The 16,619-nt window shown below is 69.0% G+C and carries 15 protein-coding genes; 5 read left to right on the plus strand and 10 right to left on the minus strand.

Going from position 1 to position 16,619, the window contains the following annotated elements:
* Window positions 1-1,136: 1,136 nt before the first annotated feature.
* Entirely contained in the window at window positions 1,137-2,519 is a 1,383-nt protein-coding gene (locus tag ACK5KK_RS15850; protein WP_416891047.1) for a right-handed parallel beta-helix repeat-containing protein, read from the plus strand.
* A 71-nt stretch (window positions 2,520-2,590) separates the two neighbouring features.
* On the opposite strand, the gene ACK5KK_RS15855 is transcribed toward ACK5KK_RS15850, so the two are convergent.
* The 5 genes from ACK5KK_RS15855 to ACK5KK_RS15875 form a co-directional block, all read right to left on the minus strand.
* Window positions 2,591-5,722, minus strand: a complete 3,132-nt coding sequence (locus tag ACK5KK_RS15855) for an efflux RND transporter permease subunit (protein ID WP_416891048.1) — start codon at window positions 5,720-5,722, stop codon at window positions 2,591-2,593.
* A 74-nt stretch (window positions 5,723-5,796) separates the two neighbouring features.
* Window positions 5,797-6,555 (minus strand): ZIP family metal transporter, encoded by a 759-nt coding sequence (locus tag ACK5KK_RS15860; RefSeq protein WP_416891049.1) that lies wholly within the window; start codon window positions 6,553-6,555, stop codon window positions 5,797-5,799.
* Window positions 6,556-6,753: 198 nt separating this feature from the next.
* On the minus strand, window positions 6,754-7,131 hold the full coding sequence (locus ACK5KK_RS15865) for a fluoride efflux transporter FluC (protein ID WP_416891050.1): 378 nt from the start codon (window positions 7,129-7,131) through the stop codon (window positions 6,754-6,756).
* Entirely contained in the window at window positions 7,128-7,532 is a 405-nt protein-coding gene (locus tag ACK5KK_RS15870) for a fluoride efflux transporter FluC (RefSeq protein ID WP_416891051.1), read from the minus strand. The genes ACK5KK_RS15865 and ACK5KK_RS15870 overlap by 4 nt, the downstream gene beginning before the upstream one ends.
* A 107-nt stretch (window positions 7,533-7,639) precedes the next feature.
* A complete protein-coding gene (locus tag ACK5KK_RS15875; protein ID WP_416891052.1) occupies window positions 7,640-8,176 on the minus strand; it encodes a universal stress protein in 537 nt (178 codons plus the stop codon).
* A 158-nt stretch (window positions 8,177-8,334) separates the two neighbouring features.
* Between ACK5KK_RS15875 and ACK5KK_RS15880 the strand changes: the two genes are divergently transcribed.
* A complete protein-coding gene (locus tag ACK5KK_RS15880; protein WP_416891061.1) occupies window positions 8,335-8,529 on the plus strand; it encodes a DUF3073 family protein in 195 nt (64 codons plus the stop codon).
* Window positions 8,530-8,569: 40 nt separating this feature from the next.
* Here ACK5KK_RS15880 and ACK5KK_RS15885 read toward each other — a convergent pair whose 3' ends face one another.
* From ACK5KK_RS15885 to purM, 3 genes are read right to left on the minus strand one after another with little or no spacing between them, the layout of a single operon-like run.
* Window positions 8,570-9,064, minus strand: a complete 495-nt coding sequence (locus ACK5KK_RS15885) for a hypothetical protein (RefSeq protein ID WP_416891053.1) — start codon at window positions 9,062-9,064, stop codon at window positions 8,570-8,572.
* Window positions 9,061-10,524, minus strand: coding sequence for an amidophosphoribosyltransferase (gene purF / locus ACK5KK_RS15890; protein WP_416891054.1), 1,464 nt, complete (start codon window positions 10,522-10,524; stop codon window positions 9,061-9,063). Before purF ends, ACK5KK_RS15885 begins: the two co-directional genes overlap by 4 nt.
* A 30-nt stretch (window positions 10,525-10,554) precedes the next feature.
* Entirely contained in the window at window positions 10,555-11,712 is a 1,158-nt protein-coding gene (gene purM, locus ACK5KK_RS15895) for a phosphoribosylformylglycinamidine cyclo-ligase (protein ID WP_416891055.1), read from the minus strand.
* 50 nt (window positions 11,713-11,762) lie between these two features.
* Here purM and ACK5KK_RS15900 point away from each other — a divergent pair, with 50 nt between their 5' ends.
* Together ACK5KK_RS15900 and ACK5KK_RS15905 are read left to right on the plus strand one after the other, a co-directional pair.
* Window positions 11,763-12,365: a zinc-binding alcohol dehydrogenase gene (locus ACK5KK_RS15900; RefSeq protein ID WP_416891056.1), complete on the plus strand. Its 603-nt coding sequence runs from the start codon at window positions 11,763-11,765 to the stop codon at window positions 12,363-12,365.
* A gap of 84 nt (window positions 12,366-12,449) precedes the next feature.
* Window positions 12,450-14,609: a glycoside hydrolase 5 family protein gene (locus ACK5KK_RS15905; RefSeq protein WP_416891057.1), complete on the plus strand. Its 2,160-nt coding sequence runs from the start codon at window positions 12,450-12,452 to the stop codon at window positions 14,607-14,609.
* 3 nt (window positions 14,610-14,612) lie between these two features.
* Here ACK5KK_RS15905 and ACK5KK_RS15910 read toward each other — a convergent pair whose 3' ends face one another.
* On the minus strand, window positions 14,613-14,948 hold the full coding sequence (locus ACK5KK_RS15910; protein ID WP_416891058.1) for a potassium transporter Trk: 336 nt from the start codon (window positions 14,946-14,948) through the stop codon (window positions 14,613-14,615).
* Between the two features lie 35 nt (window positions 14,949-14,983).
* The gene (locus ACK5KK_RS15915; RefSeq protein ID WP_416891059.1) at window positions 14,984-15,340 is read right to left on the minus strand and encodes a sterol carrier family protein; all 357 of its coding nucleotides are present in this window, start codon (window positions 15,338-15,340) and stop codon (window positions 14,984-14,986) included.
* A 33-nt stretch (window positions 15,341-15,373) separates the two neighbouring features.
* Here ACK5KK_RS15915 and purD point away from each other — a divergent pair.
* The coding region (gene purD, locus ACK5KK_RS15920) for a phosphoribosylamine--glycine ligase (protein WP_416891060.1) at window positions 15,374-16,619 on the plus strand (1,246 nt) is incomplete at its 3' end.

The following is a 16,619-nucleotide window of genomic DNA, read 5'->3' on the forward strand; positions in this document are numbered from 1 at the left end:
TCCTCGCGATCGACGCCGCGCGAGCGGGCATCTCGGTCGGCGTACCGCGGCCGATCATCGCGATCGAAGCGCCGCGGCCGATCGTCCCGGTCGAACCGGCGCGGCCGGTCATCCCGATCGAACCGGCGCGGCCGGTCGCCCGGATCGAACGAACGCGCGCGATCCGACCGATCGAATGATCGCGGCGGACGGGCACCGCCGTCGAAACGACGCGACCGATCTCCCCGATCGGACGACCAAGACGCGCGGTCATCGCGATCACGGCTCCGAGAACGATCGTTGTGATCGACTGACCGCACCGGCCGCTCGTCACGATCGTTCCGGCGTGTGCGCTCGTCACCGCGATCGGTTCGTTCGAACCGGCGCACGGCACGGTCGGCGCGGTCACCGGCGGCGTGTGCGCCGCGCGAGTGGGTACGGATGCCGCGGGCCTCATCCCGGCCCGCCCGCTCCTGCGCGCTCCAGCGCTGCTTGCGAGCGGGCGACTCGGCCTCGGCGCGGTACCCGCGGAGGTTCGGGCTCTTGCTGCCGGGTTTACCGGCGGATGACTGGCCCGGCCGCCGCTGGGCATCCTGCCACCCTGTCTTGGCGGCATAGCGCGGATCGAAGTTCTGGGCGCGGCCAGCGGCCGACTTCTTGTTCTTGGGCACGCGGGTATCCTTCTGGGTTGTTTCACGAAACAAGCCCGGACAATCGTTGGCCGGGGCCCTGCACAGTGATGGTCATGCGCGCCGATCGGCGCTCACCATCGGCCCCACGGACTCACAGTGCTTCTCGCGACCATTCGCGGGTGTCCCGAGCCGACCCTGCAAGTGTACTGGTGCGCGACTGAGAGCCGTCCGACAGAAATGATCGTTCTACGATCTGCAACCGCTCCCAAAAAACAACTCGCACAAACGATCAGAAGAGCATCGATCGATCACATTCGCAGTAAACTGGTCTCAGACGCACAAAGCTCGTGAAGCCCCCTCACGAATCCCCCCTTTCCGTGCCCACCCCGCACGAACACGTCACGACGCATGCCTCCGTCGAAAGAGCTGCGCCGTGCCCGCGACCGATCCCCCACGGTTGCGCTCCCCCCGGATAATTGAACGAAGGTAATCGAAATGGCCACCTCGGCTCTTGTCGCCTCTCACATGAAGTCTGATTCAGGTATCAGCACACTTCGGCGGCAACTCCTCACATACGTTGCGTTCCTGCTCACGATCGTCTTCATGGGCGTCGGAGCACTCACCGCGACCACCGCAACGGCCGCCGCCGCAACGGTGGCTGTGCCGGCCGCGGTGTCCCCCACCGGCGAACAGATCGGTGTCAACTCGCTCGGCCGAGTCACCTTCCGTGTCGCCCAGCTGCCGACCGCAGGCACACTTCAGATGAGCACGCAGGCTCGCGTGACCGACTCCGGTGCGTACGCGGCACGTGCTCGCGTCGCCGCCGATGGGACGGTGGAGCTGTCCATCACCCGCGAAGCGGGCGGTGACGTCACGACCCTCAGCGAGCGCAAGCTCACCGGCAAGAAGCTCACGGCCGGCTCGACCCTCGTGCTGCGCCTGGAGGCCACCGGCACCACGGAGGTCAAGCTGAGCGCCGCCGTCTCCCACAACTCCGCGTGGGCGGGCGTCACGGTCACCGACTCGTCGGATGCGCGGCTGACCACCGCCGGCGCGGTACGTCCCGCCACGGCCGTGTCGGGAACCACCCCGGCTCCGGCCGTCTACTACGTCACGGCTCAGTTCTCCGACGGGCCCAGCGCAACCAACCCGAACGCCACAAACACCGGCGTCCCGGCCGGCACCCAGCTGACCCGCTACGACGGCAACATCTACATCGACGAGCCCAACACGGTGATCGAAGGCCTCGAAGTGCACGGCATCATCAAGGTGCGGGCACCGGGAGCGGTCATCAAGAACAGCAAGATCGTCGGTGGCTCCACCCCCACCTGGGCCCTGATCAGCAATATGGACAACGGTGACTCGTTCACGGTGCAGAATGTCGAACTGGCCCCCACGGTGATCTCCACCAAGTGGAACGGCATCTACGGATACAACTTCACCGCGACCCGGGTCAACGCCCACCACGTCGTCGACGGGTTCCGCGTCATCGGCAGCAACGTCCGCATCACCGACTCGTGGGTGCACGACCAGACCTACGACGAGACGGACCCCGAGCGCGGCGGCACCCCCACCCACGACGACTCGATCCAGGTGCAGGCCGGCGCGAACCTCCTGTTCGAGGGCAACCGCTTCGAGTCCTCGCACAACGCGGCGATCATGTTCACCCAGCTGAGCGGTTACGACAAGCTCGACAACGTCACCATCCGCAACAACTACCTCAACGACGGTGCCTGCACGATCAACATCGCCGCCACGTCGTCGCCGTTCCACGCGGTGATCACCGACAACGTCTTCGGCCCCGACCGCAAGGTCGCCGGCTGCAGCACGATCGCCACCACAGCGAACTCGCCGGTCATGTCGGGCACCACCTGGGCGGTCGACGGTCGCCCCGCCAACGATTGGTGAGCCCCCACACCACCCACCAACACACCGATGCCGCGGCCGTCAGGCCGCGGCATCGGTGTGTGCGCGCCCGGTCAGCGTTGCATCGAGCGGCCGGGGGTCGCCCCACCGGCCAGAGCATGGGCCGCACGGCGGGCCCGGCGCCGCTCGGCGGCCCCTTCGACGAGGTCGTACAGCGTCGGTAGCACCAGCAGCGTCAGGACGGTCGAGGAGATGAGTCCGCCGATCACGACGATCGCCAGCGGCTGCGAGATGAACCCACCGTGCCCGGTGATCCCGAGCGCCATCGGGGTCAGGGCGAAGATCGTCGCGAGCGCGGTCATCAGGATGGGACGCAGGCGACGCGCGCCGCCGGCGATCGTGGCGTCGTGAGAGCTGAGCCCCTTCTCCCGGTACTGGTTGACCAGATCGACGAGGACAATCGCGTTGGTCACGACGATGCCGATAAGCATCAGCACCCCGATCAACGACGCCACCCCGAGCGGAACACCCGTCGCGATCTGCAGGAGAATCGCCCCTGTCGCAGCGAAGGGCACCGAGATCAGCAACAGCAGGGGCTGGCGGAGTGATTTGAAGGTCGCGACCATCACGATGTACACGATCAGGATCGCTGCCAGCATCGCCAGCCCGAGTTGCGCGAAGGCATCCTGCTGGTCGGTCACGACACCACCGACGACGGCGTCGGCCCCGGTGGGAAGAGCGGCCCCGGCGAGCGCATCCGATACCGCCGCGGATGCCGCGTTGAGGTCGTCGGTGGAGGGCGTGACGGTCACCGTCGCGGTGCGCTGCCCCCGCTCGGTCGTGATCGAGGTGGGCCCCTGGCTCGCCTCGACCGTCGCGACGTCGCTCAGTGGCACCAGGCCCGTAGCCGTGGCGATCTCCAGGTCGCGCAGCTCGGCGATCGTGGCGGGAACCTCCTCGGCCTGCAGGTACACCGTGACGCCGGTGCCCTCGAGTTCGACGGAACCGATCTGCCGCGGCTGCATGGTGTTCGACACCAGCCCGCCCACGGCAACCTCGGAGAGGCCGAGCGCTGCCGCCTCGTCCCGGTCGACGGTGACCGAGACGTAGGGCAGCGACGCGGCGAGATTGCTGGTCACCTGCACGATGCCGTCCGCGCCGTCCAACGCGGCGACCACGGCTTGCGTGGCCTCCTCGAGCGTGATCCGGTCGGGTGCGGTGACGTCGACAGCGATGTCGCTGGAGGCGAAGCCGCCCTCGCCCGAGGACACCGTCACGGTGCCGACTCCGTCCAGGCGATCGACGGCCGACTGGACATCGTCGCGCACCACGAGCTGGTCGGCGTCGGCGTCAGTGGTGATCGAGTACGTGATCCCGACGCTCCCCCCGGCGAACGCATCCCGGATGGCCGACCCGCTCGACCCGATGGAGGTCGGCACCGTCTCGAGGCCCTCCACCGACAAGATCGCCGCCTCGACCGCGGTGGCGGCGGCGTCCTCGGCATCCAGGCTCGCCGCCTGGGCCACCTCCTGCGTCACGGTGAAGGTGTTCTGGCCGGAGTCGCCGAGGAAGTTCGTCTTCATGAACGGTGCGAGGGCGACCGTGCCGACGAGCACCAGCACGGCCAGTCCCAGGGTGATCCACGAGTGCCGCAGCGTCCACGACAGGATCGGCAGGTAGGCCTTCTGCAGCCGTGACGGCGGCGCGGCCGGGTCTTCAGGGTCGACCTGCTGCCCTTCGGCGTCGAGCAGGGGCTTGCCGGGCCGCAGGAACCAGTAGGCCAGCACCGGCACGATCGTCAGCGCGACGAACAGCGACGCGGTCATCGCGATCGTCACCGTCAGCGCGAACGGCCGGAACAGTTCGCCGGTGACGTCGCCGACGAAGGCGATCGGCAAGAACACCGCGACGGTGGTGATAGTGGACGCCGTGATCGCCGCCGCGACCTCGCGCACCGCCAGCACGATCGACCGCGTCTTGTCGGCGTCGCCGACGTAGTGACGCTTGATGTTCTCGATCACCACGATGGAGTCGTCGACGACGCGGCCGATCGCGATCGTCAGCGCGCCGAGCGTGAGGATGTTCAGCGAGTACCCGAACGCCTGCAGCCCGACGAAGGTGATCAACACGCTCGTGGGGATCGAGATGGCCGTCACGAGCGTGGAGCGCACCGACAGCAGGAAGACGAGGATCACCAGCACCGCGAAGACGAGGCCGAGAAGGCCCTCTTGCGCCAGAGCCTCGATGGACTGCTCGATGAACGGTGCTTGGTCGAACACGACGGTGAACTCCACGCCGTCGCCGACGGCATCCTGCAGGTCGGGCAGGATCGCCGTGACGGCGCGCGAGACGTCGACGGTGTTGGCCGCGGGGAGTTTCGTGATCGAGATCGTCAGTGCCGGTTCGCCGTTGACGCGGGAGATGGAGGTCACCGGATCGGTTCCGAGGGTGACCTCGGCCACATCGGCGATCGTGACCTCCCCGGCCGCGAACTGGTCGGCGTCGGCGGGGACCAACGGCAGCTGCGCGATCTCGTCGACCGACGTGAGTTTGGTTCCGGTCTGCACCGTGAGCGTCTGGTCGTCCTCGGTGACCGACCCTCCGGGGAAGAGCACACCGTTCTGGTCGAGGGCATCGGTGATGGCGACCTGCGAGTATCCGGCCGCGGCGAGTTCGGCCTGGTCGGGAACGATCGTGACCCGTTCCCCCTGGCCGCCGACGATCTGCGTGGCCGAGACTCCGTCGACGTCTTCGAGGTCGGGCAGCACGCTCGCTTCGAGCTGGGCCTGGATCGTGCGCTCGTCGTCGTAGCCGGTGACGGCCAGCGAGATGACCGGCAGATCGTCGATCGAGAACGAGACCACGTTGGGTTCGACGCTGTCGGGCAGCGTGCTCCTGATGCGGTTGATGGCCTGCAGGATCTTCTGCTCCGCCGTGGCCAGGTCGGTGCCGTACGTGAATGACGCCTGAATGATCGAGGCGTTCGTGGTGCTGGTGGCGACGGTGGATTCGAGACCCGGGATGCCCTGGATCGCAGTCTCGATCGGGGTGGACACGTCGTTGTTGACCACATCGGGCGAGGCGCCGGGGTAGGTGGTGAGCACCGACAGCTGCGGGAATTCGATCGAGGGGATCAGCTCCTGCTTGAGGCTGTTCAGTGCGAGCCCGCCGAAGATCGCGGCGACGATCGTGATGAGGGCGATCAGGGCACGGTTCTTCAGGCTGAGGACGGCGAGGTACGACACGATACGCGAGTGTATCGTGCTGCGCTGCGGGAAGACTGGAGGCGAGGGCGACCGGATCCGCTCAGCGTGGGCAGTCAGTCCAGGAGCATCAGCGCGGCCGCGACGGCGAACCCGACCACCGCGGCCAGGCCGCTCAGGTTGCCTGCTTTCTCACGCGCTTCCGGGATCATCGAGTTGGTCAGCATGACCAGCAAGGCTCCCGCGGCGAAGCCGTTCACCCCTGCTTGCGCGGCGGCGCCGATGACATCGGCAACGGCGAACCCCGCCACCGTTGCCGCAGCGCACACCGCCGTCACGAGCATCCACAGCCCGATCACCCGGTTGCGGCGCCGTCCGGCGGCGAGCATGTCGGCCGACGACCCGATCGACTCCGGCAGGTTGGAGACGAAGATCGCGACCAGCAGCGCGACGCTCACGCCGCCACCGGCGGCCAGCCCGATGCCGAGCACGGCCTGTTCGGGGATGCCGTCCAGCAGAGCCCCGAGCGCCAGCGGTGCCCCCGCCGCGTTCCCACCCGAACGCGCGGTCCAGCGGTCGACGGCGCGGTTGGCGCCGTAGTAGGCGAGGGCGCCGAGGGAGAGTCCCGCCGCGACGGCGAGCGCGCCGGCCTCTTGATAGCCGCCCGCGACCAGGTCCAGGCTGACGCTCGCGATCAGCGCACCGGCCCCGAAACCGAGCACAACCCCGAGCAGCCGCGGCGGCCAGCGACGCGCGATCGCCAGCAGCGTCCCCAGCAGCAGCGACGACGCAGCCACCGCGCCCCAGACCAGCGACTCCCACACGAGTTCATGGTGCCAGGGGATACCCGACAACGCGAGCACTCGAGCTGCCACCGCCCGAGGTTCCGAGTCGCCGCGCGCTTTCCCGAGTCGCCGAGCGCTCGGCAGGGGTGCGGGCCTCGAGCGGGGCAGGGGGACGGGGACCAGGAACCAGGGACCGCTCGGCGGGCGGCGGGGCGGGGACCAGGGAGCCAAGTGCCGCTCGGCCGGCCGCCCGGGACGGGGACCGCTCCGCGGGGGACCGGAGACCGCTCAGCGGGGGACGACACCGCCGATCATGGCACCGAGGGAGGCGGAGACCAGTGCGACGACGAACGTCCCGATCAGGTTCATCCACGCCCACGAACGGCGACCGCGTCGACCGAGGAGAACCGTCTCGACCATCACGGTGCTGAACGTCGTGTATCCGCCAAGCAGGCCGATCCCGGCCACGGCGAGCCACTCGGCTCCGATCGTGGCGCCGAGCCCGGTGAGCACGCCCAGCACGACCGCGCCCGACGCGTTCACGATCGCGATGCCGAGCGGAAACGCGTCGGGCCGCCCGCGCTGCACGACGCCGTCGACGATGGAGCGCAGGCCCGCGCCGACCGCCCCCGCGACCACCACGAGCGCGAACTCGAGCCCGCTCATGGCGCGTCCTCTTCGCTGCTGTGTGCGCCCAGGCTCAGCCCCGCAGCCGCGGCGAGCACTCCACCGGCGAGCGAGGCGATGATGAGCGCGAGGCCGACCAGAGGTGCCGCGGTCCCGGTCGTGAGCACGTGCACAGCGAAGGCGCTGTAACTCGTGAACCCGCCGAGAATGCCGGAGCCGGCGAACTGTCGCCACCGCGGGTGCGCGTCGCCGTGACGGGCCACCAGGATGCCAAGCAGGAACGACCCGAGCAGGTTCACCGCCAGCGTGATTCCCGGGGCGATCAGCGGGTGGGTGGCATCGATCGGCACGGTGACTGCGGCACGCGCGGCAACCCCGATCGCGCCACCGGCCATGACGAGCACGAGACCGACGGGCGAGAACCACCGGGGAGACGCCACGTGCTTACGCTAGACCCGACCCCCGCCCCGGCCCGCCCCGGCTCGCGAGACTTCACGAATGTCCCCGAATCGCGTCAAAAACGAGACATTCGTGAAGTCTCGCGGGGTCAGTCTTCGGGCCAGAGGTGCTCGTCGTCGTCGGCGGGCTCACCCAGCGGGACCACCAGGATGGGGCGCGGTTGCCGATGCGCGAGGCGGGCCGCCACCGAGCCGGTGAAGAACTCACGGATCGACTCGCCGAGGCCGCGCTTGCGGGTTCCGATCACGAGCAGCTTGGCGTCAGACTTCTCGGCGAGGTGCTTGATGGCCATCGCCGGGTCTCCGACGAGCTGACGCACCGACCAGTCCAGGTCGGTGCCGACGAGCAGTTCTTCCGACTCGCGCTGCACCTGCGCCAGCTGCGCCTCGCCGGAGGACACGTCGATGTCGATCGGGGCCGAGTGTACGTAGCCGTCGGGGTCTTCGTACGTGACGAACCGGGTCACGTCGACATGGGCGACAATCAGCGGGACACCGAGGAGCCCCGCGTATCGTGCCGCCTCCTTCAGCACGCGCGGCGACTGCTCAGGAATCGCTCCCACGATGACCGCGTGCTGCGGCACCGGTTCAGCGGATGCCGGGATCGTCGGGGTGTCATCGGTCATGCCTGGTCAGTCCCTCCTGGCCCGCTGCAGCCGCTCTCGCTCGCGACGAACACGACGGGCACCGTGTTATTCTGAATGCTACTCTTCCCGGTTATCGACCGGATCATGTTCTCCGGGCTCAGCGCACAGCCCGTGACTCGGAAATGAGGGAGTCTCGCATGGGGCGCGGCCGTCAGAAAGCCAAGCACACGAAGATTGCTCGTGAACTGAAGTACGACACGTACAACGTGAACTTGTCCGCGCTCGAAAAGGAGCTCGGACACCACGACGACGACCAATACGTTGACAAGTGGGCCGACGAGCACGACGACGAAGACGAGGACGCCGCGACGTCCTCGTTCGAGAAGGCATAACGACGCCCCTCGCAGACTCCGACCGCTCGCGCGCCGTATCTCACGTGCCGCCCGCGCGCAGTGCCTCCGTATGCCAGGCGACCAGCGGCTCCAAAGACTGCGTCAACCGCCGCCGCTCCCGTTTGGTCCCCAGCAGCCCCGGCACGAAGCCGGGCAGCTTCCGGGTGCGACCGAACGTCGGCCCCACTCCGATCACGGCGATCCAGCTCGCGGCCCCGTCGGATGTCACCCGGCTGCGCACCCCCACCCAGAGAATCTCCGCGGGCCGAAACGCCCGCGGCGCCCGCCACAGGTGCGCGATCGTCAACGTGCCGTCGTCGACGACAGTGCGACCCAGGGCGAAATCAAGCGCAACGTAGAGCAGTGCCGCGAACAACGCACAGACCACCACGAACACCGGCAGCAGGATGATCGCTGCGGGGTCGCCGAAGGCGAGGAACACGCCCGCGAACGTGCCGGCGAACGCCAGCGCCGCCGCCGCGACAGTCGGCACGCCCCACCGAGAGGGAACGCGATAGACCTGCCGTCCGGTCATGACTCCTGCGAGCCCTCCACCCAGGCCAGGTACTCCTCGGTGACCGTGCCGGTGACGTAGCGTCCGTCGAAGCAACTCATGTCGAGGTCTTCCACGTCGGGGGAGCCCTCCAGGATCGCGGCCTTCAGGTCCGAGACCTCCTGATACACCAGGTAGTCGCAACCGAGTTCTTCCGCGATCTCGGGGATCGTCCGGCCGTGCGCGACCAGTTCGTGACGTGACGGCATGTTGATGCCGTACACGTGCGGGTAGCGTACCGGCGGTGCGGCCGAGGCGAACGTGACGGTGGTAGCGCCGGCATCCCGCGCCATCTGGATGATCTCCTTGCTCGTGGTCCCCCGCACGATCGAGTCGTCGATCAGCAACACGTTCTTGCCTTTGAATTCGCTCGACATAGCATTGAGCTTCTGACGGACGCTCTTTTTCCGCACCGCCTGTCCCGGCATGATGAAGGTGCGTCCGACATACCGGTTCTTGTAAAACCCTTCGCGATATTCCAGGCCGAGCTTGCGCGCGACCTGCATCGCGGCGGGGCGCGACGAATCGGGGATCGGCATGACGACGTCGATCGAACCGGCCGGTGTGTACTTCGCGATCGTGTCGGCGAGGCGATCGCCCATGCGCAACCGAGCCTCATACACAGAGATACCGTTCATCTCGCTGTCGGGACGGGCAAGGTAGACGTACTCGAACGAACACGGTGCGAGCTGGGGATGCTCGACGCAGTGCTCGGTCTGCAGGTGTCCGTCCAGGTCAATGAAAACGGCCTCGCCGGGCTCAACGTCGCGGACCACCTCGAAACCGCCGTTTTCGAGCACGAGGGACTCAGAGGCGACGGTCCACTCGTAACGCCCGTTCTCAGCTTTGCGGGTGCCGATGATCAGCGGGCGGATACCGAACGGGTCACGGAAGGCCAGCAATCCGTACCCGGCGATCAGCGCGATCGCCGCATATGAACCACGCACGCGCTGGTGCACGCGACGCACCGCCTGGAACACCTGTGCGGCGTCGAGCTCGGGTCCGGAGATGACCGTCTGCAACTCGTTGGCGAGAACGTTGACGAGCAGTTCGGTGTCGGACGTGGTGTTCAGGTGCCGCCGGTCGGTGCGGAAGAGCTCTTCGGTGAGCTCGCGCGTGTTGGTGAGGTTGCCGTTGTGGACCAGCACGATGCCGTAGGGCGCGTTGACGTAGAAGGGCTGGGCCTCTTCTTCGCTGGAGGCCATCCCCCGGGTCGCATAGCGCACGTGCCCCAGGCCGATGGTGCCCAGCAGTGTGCGCATGTCGCGCGTGCGGAACGCCTCCCGCACCTGCCCCTTGGCCTTGCGGAGGTGGAAGACCCCGTTGGGTTCGGCGGTGGCGATCCCGGTGGAATCCTGCCCCCGGTGCTGCAGCAGCAGCAGCGAGTCGTACACCTCTTGATTGACCGGACCCTGCCCGACGACACCGACGATTCCGCACATGGGTTGTTGTGGTTCCTGTTCCGCGTTGTGCTACTGCGTGTACGTGCCGACCAGGCGCGCCGCGCCGCCGTCGACGCCCTTGGCGCCCTGGGTCCAGTCACCGGCCGGCGGCGGGCCGTCGCCCACCGTGCCGACCTGCCAGGTCTCGATGCCCGCCTCCGCCAGTGCCGCTCCGGCGGCGCCCGCCTGCTCGGTGGCCACGACGGCGAGGAAGCCGATGCCGAGATTCCAGGTGCCCTCGGTCTGCTCCAACTCGAGTCCGCCGAGCCCCGCCAGCACTCGGAACACCGGCGCGGGCGACCACGTCGCGCGGTCCACCTCGACCCAGGTGCCGGGGGGGAGCACCCGCGCCAGATTGGCCGCGATGCCGCCGCCGGTCACGTGGCTGAGCGCATGGATGCCGTGGTCGAGTCGTTCGATGAGCCCCAGCAGCGGGCGGGTGTATAGGCGCGTGGGTTCGAGTAACGCCTCACCCCAGGTCGCCCCGAGATCGTCAGCGTGATCGCGGTAGGTCAGCCCGGCGTCGCTGAGAACGCGCCGCACCAGCGAGTAGCCGTTCGAGTGCAGGCCGCTGGCGGCGAGGGCCAGCACCGTGTCGCCCGGGCGCACCCGCTCGGCGCCGAGCACGGCATCGGCTTCGACCACACCGGTGGCCGCTCCGGCGACGTCGTACTCGTCGATACCGAGCAGGCCCGGATGCTCCGCCGTCTCGCCGCCGACCAGGGCGGTACCGGTCTCGGCGCAACCCTCGGCGATGCCGCGCACGATGTCGGCGATCCGCTCGGGCACGACCTTGCCGCACGCGATGTAGTCGGTCATGAACAGCGGTGTCGCGCCCACCACGACGATGTCGTCGACGACCATACCGACCAGGTCGCGCCCGATCGTGTGGTGCAGGTCGATCGCCTGCGCGATCGCCACTTTCGTGCCCACACCGTCGGTGGAGGTGGCCAGCAGCGGCGCGGTGTAGGTGCGCAACGCGCTCGCGTCGAACAGGCCCGCGAATCCGCCGACGCCGCCGAGGACCTGGGGTCCGTGGGTGCTGCGAACGGCCGACTTCATCAGCTCCACCGCGAGGTCGCCCGCAGCGGTGTCGACGCCGGCTGCCGTGTACGGGTTGCGGGGGTCCGAGTCCACGGCATCCAGCCTACCGGCAGGCACCGGCGGGCGGGGACCGGCGGTGCCCATCCGCACCCGCGCGCAGCCCATCGGGTCCGCGCCGCCGTAGGATGTGGGACATGTCTGCCGCTGGGGGCCCGGAGTGGGTCGTGCGCGAGGATGCCGGGGTACCGGTCCTCCTCGTGCTGTTCCTGCGCCGGGCGCTCGGCATCCGCGAACCGCACGAGCTTCCCCACCTGCGCGGTACCTCCGCCACGCCCGCCACGCCCGCCACCGAGGCGCTGGAGCAGCAGTGGCGCACCCTGTGGGATATGACCGTGGAGCCGCAGGCCCACCCGTCGTCGGTTCCGCTGGAATTGGTCGACGGCTTCGACATGCTGGTCGCCCTCCCGGCGCACGGGTTCGACGAGTTGCGGGCAGCGATCGCCCCGCACAGCGACGCCGCCCTCGCCTACGCCCGGGACGCGCACGAACGGTACCGCGCCCACGCGTCCGCCGGGTCGGGCAGCTCGTATCGCGCCTATGCCAGCGCGATCGCCGAGCACGAGCGTGCCGTGGGCCGCCGCGCACACTCGTTCGAGCTGAACGTGCAGGTGCTCCCCCTCGCCCAGCGCGGAGTGTGGTGGATCGGTGCGCTCACCGTCGCGGTGACCGACGGCCTGCGCGGCGACATCGCCGCGTTCGACCGCGCGATCGGGCCCGTGATCGCCGAACTGGCGTAGCCGCCGCATCCGCGCGCCCTGGCGTGGACCCCCTGGAGCGCTCCGGGGCGCGAGCGTACACTGGGCGCCACGAGGAACGCTCAAATGGCTGTTGCACGTACGCAATCCCCCCCATCGGACGACACCAAGCGCACCCGCACCACCGTGCGTGCGCGCAGACACGGTGCGTCGCGACCAGGCGCCCGCCGCACCGGGCGCCGGACCCTGCGCTGGGCGGGAGCGGTGGGCGCCGCCGTCGCCCTGATCGTCTCCGGGCTGGCCGGGGAGGTTCCGACCGCGGATGCCGCGTTCCCCGACGAATTCGTGCACGCCCAGGGCACTCACCTGTCGTTGCGCGGCTCCGACTACGCCTTCGCAGGGGCCAACAACTACTACCTGGGGCACAAGTCCGCCGCCATGATCGATGCCGTTCTGGATGACGCGGCCGGGGCCGGGCTCGACGTCATCCGCACGTGGGGCTTTCAGGACTACCAGAACCGGGACGGGTCGGGTTCGGTGCACAAGGAGTTCTCCGGCGTCTGGTACCAGGCCTGGGATGCCCAGGCGGGCGCTCCCGTCATCAATTCCGGCCCGGACGGACTGCAGAAACTCGACTACGTGATCGCAGGGGCGGCCTCGCGCGGCATCCGGCTGATCATCCCGTTCGTCAACCACTGGAACGACTACGGCGGCATGGACCAGTACGTGCGATGGGGGCAGACGGCGGGACTGGGCACCGACACCCACGCGGACTTCTACACGCACCCCACGATCCGCGGATGGTACCGCACCTGGGTCAGGAAGCTGCTGAACCGGGTGAACACCATCACGGGGATCGCTTACAAGGACGACCCCAGCATCCTCGCGTGGGAGCTGGCGAACGAACCGCGGTGCAGCGAGGCGGGGACCTACCCGGCCGGCACCTGCACGTCCCAGACGCTCATCACGTGGGCCGCCGAGATGAGCACCTACGTCAAATCGATCGACAAGAACCACCTGTTGAGCGTCGGCGACGAGGGGTTCTTCTGCCGTGACGAGCAGGACTGGGTGCTCGCCGACCAGTACGGCGCCTCGTCGAACGGCGCCGGGTTCGGGGAGGACTGCAACGACGGCGTCGACACCGTCGCGTTGGCCTCGCTCCCCCACATCGACGCGATGTCGCTCCACCTGTACCCCGATCGCTGGGGGACCTCGCCGGACTGGGGCAGAGGGTGGATCCTCGAGCACGCCGACGCGGCCGCCGAGATCGGCAAGCCCGTGTACCTCGGGGAGTTCGGGCTCATCGACCGCACCGCACGCCTTCCCGTCTACCACGACTGGCTCAATACGGTACGCAACACCGGTTTCGACGGCGCCCTCTACTGGATGCTCGCCTCGACCAGGCACGACGGCACGCCGTACACCGACACCGAGGGCCTGATGTCCCCCTGCCCGAGCGCCGTGTGCGAGCTGATGTCGACACATGACGCCCTGGTGCCGACATCGCTGTGCTGGGCGACCAACCTGCGGAAAGTCATCGCAGATGACGACTATCTCGACATCGAACGGGCCAACTACGGCGAGATCGACGTGCTCGACAACGACATCGCCTTCACCCTGCCCGTCGAACCGGAGACCCTCGATCTCGACCCGGGGACACCGGGCCGGCAGACCGAGAAACGCGTCACCGGAGGGCGTGCCAAGCTGGTGGCCGCGCGCACCGTGCGCGTGGTGCCCGACATCGACTACACCGGCACCCTGGTCTTCCCGTACACCGTGGAGAACCCGTGCTCATCGGCGCGCGCGGTCCTTACCGTCGACGTGCTGCCCGCCCCGGGCGGCCCCGAGGTGCTCGCCTCGTGGGAGCGCGGCGTGTCGGGGTGGGCGCCGACGGGCTGGCTGAGTGTCGGTGCCATCGTGACGACGGATACACGCGGAGCCACCCACGGCGAGCGCGCGCTACGGGTCACCTCGCCCGGCGAGTGGTTCCGTTCCGACCGCTACCTCACCCCCCTGGATCTGACAGGTCGCAGTTCGATCGAGTTCGACGTCACCGCCGACGAGCTGCCCACCGGGAAGGCCGAGGTCTCCGTCGCCCTGCGGGTCGGGAAGAACTGGACCATGTGCTCGTCACCGGAGCGCGTGATCACCGAGTTCGGCACGCAGACGATGTCGTTCCCGTTCACGGAGTTCAGCTGCGACGGGGCGGAACGGGCCAGCATCCACGACATCCTGATCTACCTCGGCGCCGGCCAGTTCAGCGTCGACCGGCTCACCGTTCGGTAGTGGTCAGTCGTCGACGACGTGGATGTGCTCGTGGATGACCCGCACCTGACGGGACCGACGGCGCAGCGTGCGATCCAGCACGAGGGCGACGACACCGCCGAGGGCGATTCCGATCGGGATGCAGAACAGCAGCAGGAAGCCGAAGACCTGACCCTGTGAGTACTTCAGTTCGGTGAACGGGCTCCGCTCGCTCGTGCCGTCGAACGCGTAGGTGAACACGAGCGCCGCGATGATCCCGAGGGCGGCGCCGAGCGCGAGAAACAAGGCGTAGCGCGGCACACGACGCACACGCGCCTCCCGGGCGGGGTCGACGGCTGGGTCGGATGGGTCGGTGGACATTGCGCCCATTCTCTCATCTCGGGTCGCGGATGCCGTCATGGTCGCAGCGGCAACAGGGGGGAGAGGTCGGCCCGGGTGCCGGAGGCGCGGACGCGGCCGTCGGCGACGGCATCCGCCCACGGCTGGCCACCGGTGGCCACGGCGATCCAGGTGGCGGCATCCATCTCAATGACGTTCGGCGGGGTGCCGCGGGTGTGGCGGGGGCCGTCGACCACCTGCACCGCCCCGAACGGCGGCACCCGCACCTCGACCGAGGTGCCGGGGGCCTTCTCGACCAGCAACTGCAGCAGATACCGCACCGCCGTCGCGGTATCGGCCCGCGCCGGCGCGTCCGCCCCGGCCACCGACGCCAGCGCCGCCCGTCCGTCCGTCGTCTCGATCCGCCGCACCATGGTCTCTACGGTACGGGTCGGTAGGCTGGCGGCGTGAGAATCCTGGTCCTCGGTTCGGGCGCGCGCGAGCACGCCATCGTTCGATGTCTGCGAGGGGAGGATGCCGGCCACGAACTGTTCGCCGCACCCGGCAACGCGGGCATCGGCGCGGATGCGACACTGGTGCCGACCCTCGATCCCGCCTCGCCTGCCGACATCACCGCGTACGCGAACGAGGAGCGGATCGACCTCGTCGTCATCGGACCGGAAGCGCCCCTGGTCGCCGGCGTGGCCGACGCGCTGCGCGACCGCGGCATCCCCGTGTTCGGCCCCAGTAAGGCCGCCGCAGCCCTGGAGGGTTCGAAGGCCTTTGCGAAGCGGATCATGGAGGCCGCTGGCGTACCCACCGGCCGGGCCGTCCGTGCGCATTCGGCCGCGGAGGTCGCCGCCGCGCTCGATGAGTACGGCGCGCCGTATGTCGTCAAGGCCGACGGACTCGCCGCCGGGAAGGGCGTGATCGTCACCGACGACCGCGCCGCCGCCGTCGCCCACGCCGACGCCTACCTGGCCACCGGGTCGGTGCTCGTCGAGGAGTTCCTCGCCGGCCCCGAGGTCTCGCTGTTCTTCGTCTCGGACGGCGACACCGTTCGCGCGCTCACCCCGGCACAGGACTTCAAACGTGCGTTCGACGGGGATGCCGGACCTAACACCGGCGGAATGGGCGCCTACTCCCCGCTGCCGTGGCTGGCCGGCCGCTTCGGCGGCGAAGACCTGTTCATCGAGCAGGTGACGCGCGAGATCGCCGAACCCGTCATCCGTCAGCTCGATACCGAGGGCACGCCGTTCATCGGGTTGCTGTACGCGGGCCTCATCCTCACCGAGGACGGCGTCAAGGTCATCGAGTTCAACGCTCGTTTCGGCGACCCCGAGACGCAGGTGGTGCTATCCCGACTGGTGACGCCGCTGTCGTCGCTGCTGATGGCCGCCGCCAGCGGAAACCTCGAGGACGAACCGGCACCCGCCTTCAGCGAGGCCGCCGCCGTCACGGTCGTCCTCGCCAGCGAGGGCTACCCGGAGGCGCCCGTCACCGGCCGCGTGATCGAGGGGGTAGATGCCGCATCCGCCGTCGAAGGTGTGCACGTCGTCCACGCCGCCACCGCGGAACGCGGCGGCGCCCTGGTCGCCACCGGCGGCCGGGTACTCAACGTCGTGGCGCTCGGCAACACCTTCGCCCAGGCCCGCCACCGCGCCTATTCCGCGCTCGGCCGGGTCGCGCTCGAGGGCGCCCACCACCGCACCG

It is taken from the genome of Microbacterium sp. (genome assembly GCF_047972865.1).
Classification (GTDB): domain Bacteria; phylum Actinomycetota; class Actinomycetes; order Actinomycetales; family Microbacteriaceae; genus Microbacterium.